At 63.7% G+C, this 13,767-nt stretch carries 11 protein-coding genes; 2 read left to right on the top strand and 9 right to left on the bottom strand.

Translation table 11 applies throughout. The features are described from left to right. Nucleotides 1-5 precede the first annotated feature (5 nt). From glyS to SB822_RS07895, 9 genes are all read right to left on the bottom strand, one after another. The gene (gene glyS, locus SB822_RS07935) at nucleotides 6-2,105 is read right to left on the bottom strand and encodes a glycine--tRNA ligase subunit beta (RefSeq protein ID WP_090835958.1); all 2,100 of its coding nucleotides are present in this window, start codon (nucleotides 2,103-2,105) and stop codon (nucleotides 6-8) included. Between the two features lie 15 nt (nucleotides 2,106-2,120). After that, nucleotides 2,121-3,128, bottom strand: a complete 1,008-nt coding sequence (gene glyQ, locus SB822_RS07930) for a glycine--tRNA ligase subunit alpha (RefSeq protein ID WP_007746531.1) — start codon at nucleotides 3,126-3,128, stop codon at nucleotides 2,121-2,123. A 228-nt stretch (nucleotides 3,129-3,356) separates the two neighbouring features. Then, a complete protein-coding gene (gene lnt, locus SB822_RS07925; protein WP_090835959.1) occupies nucleotides 3,357-5,096 on the bottom strand; it encodes an apolipoprotein N-acyltransferase in 1,740 nt (579 codons plus the stop codon). 33 nt (nucleotides 5,097-5,129) lie between these two features. After that, complete coding sequence (locus tag SB822_RS07920) at nucleotides 5,130-6,026, bottom strand: HlyC/CorC family transporter (protein WP_007746529.1); 897 nt, start codon at nucleotides 6,024-6,026, stop codon at nucleotides 5,130-5,132. A gap of 1,009 nt (nucleotides 6,027-7,035) precedes the next feature. Beyond that, the gene (locus SB822_RS07915) at nucleotides 7,036-7,689 is read right to left on the bottom strand and encodes a gamma-glutamylcyclotransferase (protein ID WP_039902966.1); all 654 of its coding nucleotides are present in this window, start codon (nucleotides 7,687-7,689) and stop codon (nucleotides 7,036-7,038) included. 87 nt (nucleotides 7,690-7,776) lie between these two features. Further along, complete coding sequence (gene ybeY / locus SB822_RS07910) at nucleotides 7,777-8,238, bottom strand: rRNA maturation RNase YbeY (protein ID WP_007745316.1); 462 nt, start codon at nucleotides 8,236-8,238, stop codon at nucleotides 7,777-7,779. A 30-nt stretch (nucleotides 8,239-8,268) separates the two neighbouring features. Continuing rightward, complete coding sequence (locus tag SB822_RS07905) at nucleotides 8,269-9,351, bottom strand: PhoH family protein (RefSeq protein ID WP_090835960.1); 1,083 nt, start codon at nucleotides 9,349-9,351, stop codon at nucleotides 8,269-8,271. A 33-nt stretch (nucleotides 9,352-9,384) separates the two neighbouring features. After that, nucleotides 9,385-10,755, bottom strand: coding sequence for a tRNA (N6-isopentenyl adenosine(37)-C2)-methylthiotransferase MiaB (gene miaB / locus SB822_RS07900; protein WP_086916968.1), 1,371 nt, complete (start codon nucleotides 10,753-10,755; stop codon nucleotides 9,385-9,387). Between the two features lie 191 nt (nucleotides 10,756-10,946). After that, nucleotides 10,947-11,948, bottom strand: a complete 1,002-nt coding sequence (locus SB822_RS07895) for a LysR family transcriptional regulator (protein ID WP_090835961.1) — start codon at nucleotides 11,946-11,948, stop codon at nucleotides 10,947-10,949. Nucleotides 11,949-12,062: 114 nt separating this feature from the next. Here SB822_RS07895 and SB822_RS07890 point away from each other — a divergent pair, with 114 nt between their 5' ends. Next, a complete protein-coding gene (locus SB822_RS07890) occupies nucleotides 12,063-12,458 on the top strand; it encodes a VOC family protein (protein ID WP_007745312.1) in 396 nt (131 codons plus the stop codon). A 20-nt stretch (nucleotides 12,459-12,478) separates the two neighbouring features. After that, nucleotides 12,479-13,657, top strand: a complete 1,179-nt coding sequence (locus SB822_RS07885; protein WP_090835962.1) for an MFS transporter — start codon at nucleotides 12,479-12,481, stop codon at nucleotides 13,655-13,657. Nucleotides 13,658-13,767: the final 110 nt, after the last annotated feature.

The raw sequence follows: 13,767 nt of genomic DNA, 5'->3' as shown, positions 1-13,767 counted from the left end.
GTCGCTCAGGCTGCCAGACGCGAAATGTCCGCGACGCAGTTCATCTGTTGATGGAGCGCGCCGAGCAGCGCAAGGCGGTTTGCGCGCAGCGCCGGGTCTTCGGCGTTGACCATCACGTCGTTGAAGAACGTGTCGACGGGTTCGCGTAGCGCCGCGAGCGCCGACAGCGCGCCCGTGTACTGGCGCGCGGCCAGTTGCGACTGCACGCGCGGCGCGACCTGTTCGAGCTGCGCATGCAGCGCTTTTTCGGCTGCTTCGACGAGCAGCGCGATCTGCACGCCGTTCGCGTTCGCGCCTTCCGACTTCTTCAGGATGTTCGAGATGCGCTTGTTTGCCGCCGCGAGCGACGCCGCTTCTACGAGCGTCGCAAACTCACGTACGGCATCCAGGCGCGCGACGATGTCGTCGAAACGCGTCGGGTTGAGCGCGAGCACGGCATCCACTTCGCCTGCCGAGTAGCCGCGTTCGCGCAACTGGCCGCGCAGACGGTCGATGCAGAACTCGTAAATAGCTTGCGTCGAATCGGCGACGTTCGGCACGTTCGCGAATTGCGCATAGGTGACGCGCAGCAGTTCGACGAGGTCGATCGGCAACTGCTTTTCGACGAGGATACGCAGCACGCCGAGCGCGTGACGGCGCAGCGCGAACGGATCTTTTTCGCCCGTCGGTTGCAGGCCGATGCCCCAGATACCGACCAGCGTTTCGAGCTTGTCCGCGAGCGCGACGATCGTGCCCGTCACCGTCGACGGCAACGCGTCGCCGGAGAAGCGCGGCTGATAGTGTTCCGAGCACGCGAGCGCGACTTCTTCCGGCTCGCCGTCGTGGCGCGCGTAGTACGTGCCCATCGTGCCTTGCAGCTCGGGGAATTCGCCGACCATGTCGGTAAGCAAGTCGGCCTTCGCGAGATGCGCGCCGCGCTTCGCGAGCGCGACGTCCGCGCCGATCATCTGCGCGATCGCGCCTGCCAGCGCTTCGACGCGTTCGACACGTTGCAGCGCCGAACCGAGCTTGTTGTGATAGACGACGTTCGCGAGTTGCGGCACGCGGTCCGCGAGCGGCTTTTTCTTGTCGTGCTCGAAGAAGAACTTCGCGTCGGCGAGGCGCGGGCGCACCACGCGCTCATTGCCTTCGACGATCTCGACAGGTGTCTTCGTCTCGATGTTCGACACGATCAGAAAGCGCGAGCGCAGCTTGCCGTTCGCGTCGGTGAGCGCGAAGTATTTCTGGTTGGTCTGCATCGTGAGGATCAGGCATTCCTGCGGTACTTGCAGGAACTCGTCCTCGAACGTGCATGCGTAGACGACGGGCCATTCGACCAGCGACGTCACTTCGTCGAGCAGCGACTCGGGCATCACGACCTGATCGCCGTTTGCCTGCGCGAGCAGATGCGTGCGGATGGTTTCCTTGCGGTCCGAGAAATTCGGCACGACGTGGCCGCGATGCATCAGCGTCTCGGCGTAGTGATCGGCATGCTGGATCTGCACGAAACCTTCGGACAGGAAGCGATGACCGAGCGTGGTGTCGTCGGCATCGATGCCGAACGCGGTGACGGGCACGACCTCTTTGTCATGCAGCACCGTCAGACGATGCACGGGGCGCACGAACTGCACGTTCGAGCCGTCCGGGCGCTGATACGTCATGACCTTCGGAATGGGCAGCTTGGCGAGCGTCTCGTCGAGCGCCGTCTGCAGGCCTTCGGCGAGCGTCGCGCCGGGCGCTGCATAGCGCAGGAAGAATGCGTCAGCCTTGCCGTCGTTCGCGCGTTCGAGATCGTTCACCGAGAAATCGGGGAAGCCGAGCGCCGCGAGCTTCTTCGCGAGCGGCGGCGTGGGCTGGCCGTTCGCATCGAGCGCGACGGACACGGGCAGCACTTTTTCGCGTACGTGTTTTTCCGGCGCGACGCTACGAACGTTCTTGATGGTGACGGCGAGGCGGCGCGGCGTGGCGTAACGCTCGAACGACAGTTCGCCTTCGATCAGATCACGCGCGGCGAGACGTTGCGCGATGCCTTCCGCGAACGCATCGCCCAGGCGCGCGAGTGCTTTGGGCGGCAGTTCCTCGGTCAGCAGTTCGACGAGCAGGGTGGCTTGATGGGATTGCGTCATGTCTTCTTGGTCTCGTCAGTCCTGGTCGATCTTGCGTTCGACTTTGAGCGGCGGCGCCCACGTGGGCATCGCGGCGTCCTGTTCGTCGGTGGTGAGGCCGGGTACGCCATGCACGGGATTGCCGAGCATCGGGAAGCCGAGCTTTTCGCGCGAGTCGTAGTAAGCCTGCGCGACGAGGCGCGACAGCGCACGAATGCGGCCGATATACGCCGCGCGTTCCGTCACGGAGATCGCGCCGCGCGCGTCGAGCAGATTGAAGGTGTGAGCGGCCTTCAGCACGAGTTCGTAAGCGGGCAGCGCGAGCGGCACTTCGATCATCCGCTTCGCTTCGGCTTCGTAGCTGTTGAAGAACGTGAACAGCAGATCGGTGTTGGCGTGCTCGAAGTTGTACGTCGACTGTTCGACTTCGTTCTGGTGATACACGTCGCCATACGTGAGGCGGCGCATTTCCGGACCGTTCGGGCCTTGTTCTTCCCACTCGGTCCAGATGAGGTCATAGACGTTCTCGACCTTCTGCAGATACATCGCGAGACGCTCGAGACCGTACGTGATTTCGCCGAGCACCGGCTTGCAGTCGAGGCCGCCGACCTGCTGGAAGTACGTGAACTGCGTCACTTCCATGCCGTTGAGCCACACTTCCCAGCCGAGGCCCCACGCGCCGAGCGTCGGGTTTTCCCAGTCGTCCTCGACGAAGCGCACGTCGTTCTGCTTCAGGTCGAAGCCGAGCGCTTCGAGCGAGCCGAGGTACAGGTCGAGGATGTTTTCCGGCGCGGGCTTCAGCACGACCTGATACTGGTAGTAGTGCTGCAGACGGTTGGGGTTCTCACCATAGCGGCCGTCCTTCGGACGGCGCGACGGCTGGACATACGCTGCCCGCCACGGCTCGGGGCCGATCGCGCGCAGGAACGTATGGACGTGGGAAGTGCCCGCACCGACTTCCATGTCGATCGGCTGGAGCAGCGCGCAACCCTGCTTGTCCCAATAGGATTGCAGCGTCAGGATGATTTGCTGAAACGTGAGCATGAAGTGCCTTGAAGGGTGCCTTTCAGGCAGGACGCGGATGCCGTGCGGCCTGGGGGCGTGCCGGTCGTGCTGGCCGTCCGCTCCATAGCCGGCCGGTTGCGCGGCCCAGTGCTGTAAAACCCTGAATTTTACCGGATTGCCGGTGGCTTGAGACTTTCTGGGGCCTGGTGATTCGACGGGGGCGCGTCGTTGTGTTGTTTCGCGTTGCGCCGCCCGTATGACTTGATGTTAGGCGTTGTCGTCGTGCTTTGTGTCGGTGCTTACGCTGTTCGTGCCGTTGCGCACCTTGGCGCGGCCCGACCGATCGCGGCCCGGACCGAACGCAAAACCAAATGCGAGGAACAGCAGCGAAACGGCGAGTACCGTGTTGTTGCCGCTCGTCACGTACGGCGTGAAGCCCGTCGTGCCTTGCACGGTTGTTTCGATCGAACCTTGGGTGAATGTGGGCAGGCGCGCGATGACGTTGCCGTGCGCGTCGATCGCGGCCGTCGCGCCCGTGTTCGTCGCGCGCAGCATGGGGCGCCCCGTTTCGAGCGAGCGCATGCGCGCGATCTGCAGATGTTGATCGAGCGCGATCGTGTCGCCGAACCACGCGAGATTCGTCGAGTTGACGAGCACGCCCGCCGGCAAATCACTCTCGCGCACCGTGCGCGCGATTTCCTCGCCGAAGATGTCTTCGTAGCAGATATCGACGGCGACCGGCTGGTTGTGCACGACGAACGGCTTCTGCACGGGCGCGCCGCGCGCGAAATCGCCGAGCGGAATGTTCATCAGATTCACGAACCAGCGGAAGCCCCACGGCACGAACTCGCCGAACGGCACGAGATGATGCTTGTCGTAGCGATACACGCCCGTCTGGCCCGGCGTGATGCCGAACAGGCTGTTGGTGTAATCGACGACGCGTCCTTCCGGCGTGATCGTTCCGCCGACCGCGCCGAACAGAATCGACGAATGCGTCGAATCCGCGAAATTTCGCACGGCGAGCGCGAACGACTCGGGGATCGCCTGCGCGAGCACAGGAATGGCTGTTTCCGGCGTGACGATGAGATCGGCGGGCTTTGCTGTGATCATCCGCTGATATTCGTCGATGGCTGCTTTCACGCCCGACTCTTCGAACTTCATGTCCTGCTTCACGTTGCCTTGCAGGAGGCGCACGGTCAGCGTCGCGTTGGCGGGCGTCGTCCACGAAACGAGCGGCAGCACGAGGCCCGCTGCGATCAGCGCGACGGCAATCGCGGCAGGCACCGCAACGCGCACGGTTCGCGGCGCAGCGGGTGCATTGCCATTTTTCGAGGTCAGCGAACGCAGCACGGCCTGCGCGATCAGCGCGGCGGCGAGCGCGAGCACCCAGCCGACGCCGTACACGCCGACAATCGGCGCGAATCCCGCAAACGGCCCATCGACCTGCGCGTAGCCACTTGCGAGCCACGGAAAGCCGGTGAACACCGTGCCGCGCAGCCATTCGCCGATCGCCCACGCGCTCGCGAACGCAAAGGCGCCGTGCCAGGTGGGCGAAAACGGCTGATCGTCGACGAGTTTGCCGTTGCGCGCGTGTCCTGCGCAGAACGACCAGACGCCAGCTGCGAGCGCCGGATAGACGGCCAGATACAGCGAGAACAGCACGAGTGCCGTGCCCGCGAGGGGCGCCGGCATGCCGCCGTAGAAGTGCATGCTCACGTACAGCCACCACACGCCCGACACGTAGTTGCCGAAGCCGAACGCGAAGCCGGTGAGGGCCGCGCTTTTCCAGCCCGTGGTGCGCGTGAGCCACGCGAAGAAGAAAACGAAGATCGCGAGTTCGAGCCAGCCGCCGTGCGGCGTGGGCGCGAAGGATAGCGTGTTGAGCGCGCCGGCGGCTGCGGCGGCGAGGTAGTGCCACCACGGCAACGTCCGGGCGCGCCCGATGTTTGCATCGGCTGCGTCGGACGTCACGCCGCGGCGCAGACGGGAAGTGATCGGGTCGGCCATTCTTGCGTGGTCGGCTTCAGGGAAACGGGGGAATCAGGTCTGCACGTGCTGGGCGTCGCGTTCGCGCTGCCCAGCGAGCGGATCGCGGCGCACGAGCAGCATGTGGATCTGGCGCGCGTCGGCGCGCAGCACTTCGAAGATCAGGTCGTCGAGCTTTACTTTCTCGCCGCGATGCGGCACGCGTCCGAAATGGTGCGTGACAAGGCCGCCGATCGTGTCGACTTCCTCGTCGGAGTAATGGGTGCCGAACTCTTCGTTGAACTGCTCGATCTCGGTCAGCGCGCGCACGCGATAGCGTCCGTCCGGCGACGCGATGATATTCCCGCTTTCTTCGTCGAAATCGTATTCGTCCTCGATGTCGCCGACGATCTGCTCCAGCACGTCCTCGATCGTGATCAGGCCCGCGACGCCGCCGTATTCGTCGACGACGATCGCGATGTGATTACGGTTGACGCGGAAGTCGTGCAGCAGCACGTTCAGACGCTTCGATTCGGGGATGAACACGGCGGGGCGCAGCATGCCGCGCACGTCGGCTTCGCCTTCAGCGTAGTAGCGCAGCAGATCTTTCGCGAGCAGCACGCCGATCACATTGTCGCGATTGCCTTCGTACACGGGATAGCGCGAGTGCGCCTTTTCCAGCATGTACGGAATGAATTCGTCGGGGGCGTCCGCGATGTTGATCGCGTCCATTTGCGAGCGCGGGATCATGATGTCGCGCGCGCAGAGCTCGGAAACCTGGAACACGCCTTCGATCATCGACAGCGAATCTGCGTCGATCAGATTGCGTTCGTGCGCGTCCTGCAGGATTTCGAGAAGTTCGCCGCGAGAATCGGGCTCGGGCGAGATGAAGTCGGTCAATCGCTCGAGGAGGGAGCGCTTTTCCTGGGGTTTGTCGCTGGTATGGCGTCGACTGGGATACGAATCGTTCATGGTGGTGCGCCCGGAAAGCTGGACGCGCTGTTGCAGAGTGTTAAGGATACACCACGTGCGTGGCAGGACCGTGTCCTGGGGCCACCGCGTGGTGCAGGGCGTATTTTCCGGTTTGGGCCGGCTGGTTCCACCGGGGGTACGATGGTTTTCGGCGGAAAGCGCTCGCTTTTATCCTAACTGATATCTGGGGGTTGGGGGGCGTGTGGTCAAAATTAGGTTTTTCGTAGTGGGCCAGCGGTTTGGTTTTTTTGTCTGCGACGCCGGGTGGGGGGCTGCGCGGGCTTTCAACGCTCTGTGCCCGCGTTTGCGCTGGCATCCGCGTTACGGTGTTTGCCGTTCATGCGTCGCCCCTGTGCGGGGCGGCACCTACTTTTCTTTGCCGCCGCAAAGAAAAGTAGGCAAAAGAAAGCGGCTAACACCGCCAACATTTCTTCTTGCCTGAGGGCCCCCAACCGGTCTTACGCTTCACACGGCAGCATTTCTGTTCACGCGAGTTGCCAACGCTTCGAATGACCGCCTCACCCACTTCAAACACCCGAACAAAAGCTAGCGGCAGCGAATGGTTCGCGCCGCCCAGGTGGCAAACTGTGTGTAGGTTGTCGCGTCGTATAGCCTGGCGCTCATACATGGTGGTGCGCGTGCGCCATCGGTCCGAAGTGAGGCGTGTGTGCCTCTACGGCCTACACACAGTTTGCCACCTTGGCGGCGGCGGAATATCTGGCACGGCGTGCCGCAACGCGGGCGCGTGGAGCAGGTGAGGCGCTCGTTCAATGCGCTGGCAACGAGCATGAGTCACGTGATTGCCGTGTGAAGCGTAGGAACCTTTGGGGGCCCTCAGGCAAACACAAGAAATGGCGGTGTTAGCCGCTTTCTTTTGCCTACTTTTCTTTGCGGCGGCAAAGAAAAGTAGGTGCCGCCCCGCACAGGGGCGACGCGTGAATGGCAAACACCGTAGCGCGGATGCCAGCGAAAACACAAGCAAACCTCGCAGCGTCGCAGACAAAAAAACCTACCCCCGACACCTCGCCAACAGCGCCTCGAGCGCTCTATCGGGCATACCACTCTCCCGCAGCGCCTCAACCGTACGACTCACATAATCAAGCGTCGTGCCATATCGCCCGGAAGCACACCCAAGCACCGCCTTCACAACATCATCAGACAGCTTGCCCGTATAAGAAGCCACATCCCGCCGCATCACAAACGCGAGCGCATCGACGCGCCGCCCGTCGGCAAGCACGCACGGCAGCCACGCCGGACGATACGAACCCATCGCCATCTCGCGCCGCCACAGCGCTTCCAGATGCGGCATCGCGCCCTCAGCGGCGAGCCTGAACGCAATCCCACTACACGACCCGCCACGGTCCAGCGCAAGCACAAGCCCGGGCTGCTCCGGTGTCCCGCGATTAACACGCGACCACAAATACAGCCCGCGATGATATCCATGCACCCGCGAGCGCAACGCCTCGACAGTCGGCAGACCGGGGTTCCAGATCAGCGACCCATAGCCGAACAGCCACAAGTCGCTAGTGCGATCCCAGTCTCTCAGTGCGCACTCGAGCGACGCGCGCAGTTCATCGTCCGTCAACAGCCGCGACTCGCCGAGCGACGGCGGATAGTCGGGGCACGGTTGACGCGGCGTCGGTGATGAAAGGGGTTGGCTCACGTTGATTCGATCGGTTGGCTGTCTGGGTTGTCAGAGCCTGCGATCGACCAGGCGGCGATGCCGGCTCAACATTTCTGCTATCGAGCCTTATTCGTACGGGTCGGGGAAGCCGAGCTTGCCGAGCACCTCGGTTTCGATGGCTTCCATTTCTTCGGCTTCGGCCTCGTCTTCGTGGTCGTAGCCTTGCGCGTGCAGCGTGCCGTGGACGAGCAGATGCGCGTAATGCGCTTCGAGCGGCTTGCCCTGTTCGTTCGCTTCCTTCTCGACGACAGGGCAGCACAAGATCAGGTCGCCCGTGACGGGATCGTCTTCCGATTCCGCATAGGCGAACGTCAGCACGTTGGTCGAGTAGTCCTTGCCGCGATACGTGCGGTTCAGCGTGCGGCCTTCGTCGGCGTCGACGAAACGCACGGTCAGTTCGGCGTCCGCGAAGAGCGCGGCCTTGATCCACGCGGCGACCGTTGCCTTCGGCAACAGCGCCTTGTGCTCGGGCCACGCTTTTCCAGCGGGAAATTGCAGGTTCAGCGACAGTTTCGGGGCGCGGCTCATGCGTCGTTCTTCGTCCGGGTCATGTCCGCGTTACTTCGCTGCGTTGGCGGCTTCGGCGGCGGCCGCTTCCTTCTGCGACGCCGCGTCGTACGCCTCGACGATACGCGCGACGAGCGGATGACGCACCACGTCCACACTCGTGAAGCGCGTGAGCGCTATGCCGCGCACGTCCTCGAGCACGCGCTGCGCCTCGATCAGCCCGCTCTTGTGGCCACGCGGCAAGTCGATCTGCGTCGTGTCGCCCGTGACGACCGCCTTCGAGCCGAAGCCGATACGCGTCAGGAACATCTTCATCTGCTCGGGCGTCGTGTTCTGCGCCTCGTCGAGAATGATGAACGCGTGATTCAGTGTGCGGCCACGCATGTACGCGAGCGGTGCGATCTCGATCATCTGGCGCTCGAACATCTTCGCGGTCTTGTCGAAGCCGAGCAGATCGTAAAGCGCGTCATACAACGGACGCAGATACGGATCGACCTTCTGCGCGAGATCGCCAGGCAGGAAGCCGAGCCGCTCGCCCGCTTCGACGGCGGGGCGCGTCAGCACGATGCGCTTCACCTGATCGCGTTCGAGTGCGTCAACCGCACACGCGACGGCCAGATACGTCTTGCCGGTGCCCGCCGGGCCGACGCCGAAGGTGACATCGTGCGAGACAATCTGCTTCAGATACTCGCGCTGCGCCGGCGTGCGGCCGCGCAGATCGGCACGGCGCGTATACAGCTTCGGACCGAGTTCTTCCTCGTCCTCTACGCCTTCATGCGCCGGTTCGTCGAACGGATGATCGGGGTCGCCGCGAAAACGCCCGTCGGCTGCTGCCTCACCGTTGCCGCCCGCGCGTCCGTTGGTGCCTGGGTGGCGCGCTTCGACGAGCGCAAGCTGGATGTCGTCGACGGAGATCGGATCGCGCGCGCTGTTGTAGAAGTTTTCGAGCGCATTGAGCGCGATTTTCGCGCCGCGCCCGCGAATGCTGATGCGGTGTCCGCGTCGTTGCAGCGTAACGTCGAGCGCTTGCTCGATCTGCCGCAGGTTTTCGTCGAGCGGTCCGCAGAGGTTGGCAAGCCGCGCGTTGTCGTCGCGCGGCGCAGTGAATTCCAGATGTTGCTGAGTGGTCTTCAAGGCTTGAGTTCGGTCCTGTCAGTGCGCTACAGCTTAATGAGTGGCGGGTGCGGTGTCGTGAACCATCACGAGTTCGCCGCGCAACGAGTGCGGATACGCATGCACGATCTTCACGTCGATCATCTGCCCGATCAGGCGAGCGTGTGAATCAACGGGCGCGGGGAAATTCACCACGCGGTTGTTCTCGGTACGGCCCGCGAGTTCGTTCGGGTCCTTGCGCGCGGGGCGCTCGACCAGAATGCGCTCGATCTTGCCGACCATCGCCGCGCTGATGCGCTGCACGTTTTCCTCGATGGTCGCCTGCAAATGCTGCAGACGGCGCAGCTTCACTTCGCGCGGCGTGTCGTCGTGCAGGTTCGCGGCGGGCGTGCCGGGACGCGGGCTGTAGATGAACGAGAAACTCGTGTCGTAGCTCATGTCGTGCACGAGTTGCATCATCTTGTCGAAGTCTTCTTCCGTCTCGCCGGGGAAGCCGACGATCATGTCCGTCGACAGCGACAGGTTCGGACGGATCGCGCGCAGCTTGCGGATCACCGACTTGTATTCGAGCACGGTGTAGCCGCGCTTCATCGCCATCAGGATGCGGTCCGAACCGTGCTGCACGGGCAAATGCAGATGGCTCACGAGCTTCGGCACCTTCGCGTAGGTGTCGATCAGGCGCTGCGTGAACTCCTTCGGATGCGACGTCGTGTAGCGAATCCGCTCGATACCCGGAATCTCCGCGACGTATTCGATCAATGTCGCGAAGTCGGCGATTTCGGTTGAGCCGACTGTCATCGCGCCGCGAAAGGCGTTCACGTTCTGACCGAGCAGCGTGACTTCGCGCACGCCCTGATCGGCAAGACCGGCGATTTCCGTCAGCACGTCGTCGAGCGGACGCGACACTTCCTCGCCGCGGGTGTACGGCACCACGCAGTAGCTGCAGTACTTGCTGCAACCTTCCATGATCGACACGAACGCGCTCGGGCCATCGACGCGCGCCGGCGGCAGGTGATCGAACTTCTCGATTTCCGGGAAACTGATGTCGACTTGTGGACGGCCGCTCGCGCGGCGCTGGTCGATCATCTGCGGCAGACGGTGCAAGGTTTGCGGGCCGAAAACGAGGTCTACATAAGGCGCGCGCGAAACGATCGACGCGCCTTCCTGGCTCGCCACGCAGCCGCCCACGCCGATCAGCAGATTCGGGTTCGCTTCTTTCAGTTCGCGCACGCGGCCGAGATCGGAGAAGACTTTCTCCTGCGCCTTTTCGCGCACCGAGCAGGTGTTGAACAGAATGACGTCGGCGTCTTCGGGAGTGTCGGTCTTGACGAGGCCTTCGGCCGCACCGAGTACGTCGACCATCTTGTCGGAGTCGTACTCGTTCATCTGGCAGCCAAAGGTCTTTACATAAACTTTCTTGGTCATCGAGTGTTCGCCGGTCGCAGTAGTTAACCTGGGGGCGTCAATAAAAGGTGAAGAGACAAAAAACGCGTGGCGCCGCAGCGCGGAGAATCGGACGGTAAGCGGGTCCGAAGCGCCCGAAACGCGTTTTTACAGCGTAGTCCAACATTATAGCCCTTAGCTGCGTGGGGCTTTGGTGGCGTGCCGGGACGGCGTCATGCACCGGTTTCCGTGCTGGCGGGCGGTTTGCGCGTGCGCGCGGGCGTCTTTCGGGCGCCGCCCTGCGGCGGTAAGCCAAGTTGCGCTTCCAGCTCTCCCGTCACCCTGGTGAAGCGCTCGGCGAGAAAATCGAGCAGCACGCGCACGCGCGGCGCCATGAAACGGTTGCGGTGATAGAGCGCGTGCAGCGGCGCATCGGGATAACGCCATTCGGGCAGCAGCACGCGCAGGCCGTCGCTTTTCAGATCGGCCTCGACGTCCCACATCGACTTGATCACGATGCCGTAGCCGCGCAGCGCCCATTCGCGGGCGACCGCGCCGTCATTGGTTTCGCGCGCCGATTCGAGCGGAATCGTGTACGTGACGGTCTCAGCGCCGCGCGTGAAGCGCCATTCGTTGACGGGCCCCGACGCGGTGCCGAGCACGATGCAGTCGAAGCGCGCCAGATCCAGCGGATCTTTCGGCTCGCCGCGCCGCGCGATGTATTCCGGCGACGCGCACAACACCCGCGGATTCGGCGCGAGCCCGCGCGCGACGAGCGAGCTGTCCTGCGGCACACCGAAGCGGATCGCGAGGTCGATGTCTTCCTGCACCAGATTCTGTAGCGAATCGGACAGCGTCAGCGCAAACGTGACGTCCGGGTAGAGCAGATTGAATTCGTCGAGCCAGTGCATCAGCAGATTGCGCCCGAAATCCGATGTCGCGGAAATGCGCACCTTGCCGCGCACCGCGTTCTGGCCGGCTTGAAGCGCGGCTTCTCCGTCGTCGAGCGCGCGCAGCGCCTGCTGACAGCAGTTCAGGTAGAGACGGCCTTCGTCGGTGAGACGCAGTTGCCGCGTCGTGCGCTCGAACAGGCGCGCCTTTAGTCCGCCTTCGAGTTTCGCGAGGCGCGCGCTGGCCGCCGCGGGCGTGAGGCCGAGCTTTCGGCCCGCCGCCGACAGGCTGCCCAACTGCGCCGCTTCGACAAATAGCCGGATATCACCCAGGTTGTCGGTCATTATTCGACACCGTTTGAAAATCCTTCAAATGGTACGCCAATTATCAAATGAACGAGGTTCACGGACAATCCGGTCCTGAAAACGCGAAATCCGCGTTTACCCGGAGCCCGCATCATGCATCTCGACCACGCGACGATCGTCACCCCTGATCTCGACGCCACTCGACGCTTCTTCGTCGATGTCGTCGGGCTGGAGGAGGGCGCACGGCCGCCGTTCGGCGTCGGCGGTTACTGGCTTTATGCCGACGGCCGCGCCGTGATCCACCTCGTCGATTCGACGTTGCCGGGTCACTCGGGTCGTGTGACGCCGCGCATCGACCACATCGCGTTCCGTCTCGACGACGACACGCAGTGGCAGGCGCTGCTCGCACGGCTGGAGAAGGCCGGCGTCGCCTATCAGACCGCCGATGTGCCGCTTTCGGGTGAAGTGCAACTGTTCGTCGCGCTGGCATCGTCCGTCGTCATCGAGTTCGTGACGGCGGCGTGCAATGTCCGGCGCGCGTCCTTCTGAATCGTCGTCTGGAGCTTTCCATGCCCATTCCCTTGCTTGCGCTCGCGATCAGCGCGTTCGCCATCGGCACGACCGAGTTCGTCATCATGGGCTTGCTGCCCGACGTGGCGAAAGATCTCGCCGTCTCGCTTCCTTCCGCCGGTCTGCTCGTCAGCGGCTACGCGCTCGGCGTGGCCGTCGGCGCGCCGCTGCTTGCCGTCGTCACCAGCAAGATGCCGCGCAAGCTCGCGCTGCAACTGCTGATGGGCGTGTTCATCGTCGGCAATGTGTTGTGCGCGATCGCCTCCGACTACTCGGTGCTGATGATCGCGCGCGTGGTGACGTCGTTCGCGCACGGCTCGTTCTTCGGCATCGGCGCGGTGGTGGCCGCGTCGCTGGTGCCGCAGGAAAAGCGTGCAAGCGCGATCGCGCTGATGTTCACGGGCCTGACGCTGGCCAATGTGCTCGGCGTGCCGTTCGGCACGTTCATCGGCCAGCAGTTCGGCTGGCGCGCCGCGTTCTGGATCGTCGCCGCGTTCGGCGTGTTGTCGCTGGCGGGCGTCACGGCGCTCGTGCCGAACCGTCATGACACGGGCCCGGCGAGCCTCGGTCACGAAGTGCGCGTGCTGAAGGACCCGCAAGTGTGGATTGCGCTGACGATGACGGTGCTCGGCTTCGGCGGCGTGTTCGTCGTGTTCACCTACATCGCGCCGATTCTTGAGCAGGTGAGTGGCTTCACGCCGCACGGCGTGACGCTGATTCTCGTGCTGTTCGGCGTCGGTCTCACGGTCGGCAACACGATCGGCGGCAAGCTGGCGGACCGGTCGCTGATGCCGTCGCTGATGGGGATTCTGATCGCGCTCGCCGTGGTGATGGCCGTGTTTGCGCACACCAGCCATTCGCAGATTGCAGCAGCCGTCACGGTGTTCATCTGGGGAATCGCGGCGTTCGCGACCGTGCCGCCGTTGCAGATGCGTGTTGTCGAAAAGGCGAAGGCAGCGCCGAATCTGGCGTCGACGCTCAACATCGGCGCGTTCAACGTCGGCAATGCGGGCGGCGCGTGGCTCGGCGGGCTGGCGATCAGCCATGGCTACGGGCTCGACGCGTTGCCGTATGTGGCCGCTCTCGTCGCGCTGGCCGCGTTGGCGCTGACATGGATTGCAGCGCGGATGGATGCGCCCGCCGCTGTCGTCGCGCGGGATGTGCGCGAGCGGGTTTGAGTTTGGCGAGTGCGCGTTCGCGCTTCGTATGATGTTTCCGATGCCCACGCAGCGATGCGTGGGCATCGGTCTTTGCGTCTCGTGCCGATGAAGTCCGCGCGCCCGGGAAC

Source organism: Paraburkholderia sp. SIMBA_054 (assembly GCF_046534875.1).
Taxonomy (GTDB): Bacteria; Pseudomonadota; Gammaproteobacteria; order Burkholderiales; family Burkholderiaceae; genus Paraburkholderia; species Paraburkholderia hospita.
The sequence above is the reverse complement of the archived record's forward strand: the minus strand, read 5'-3'. Positions and strand labels throughout refer to the sequence as shown.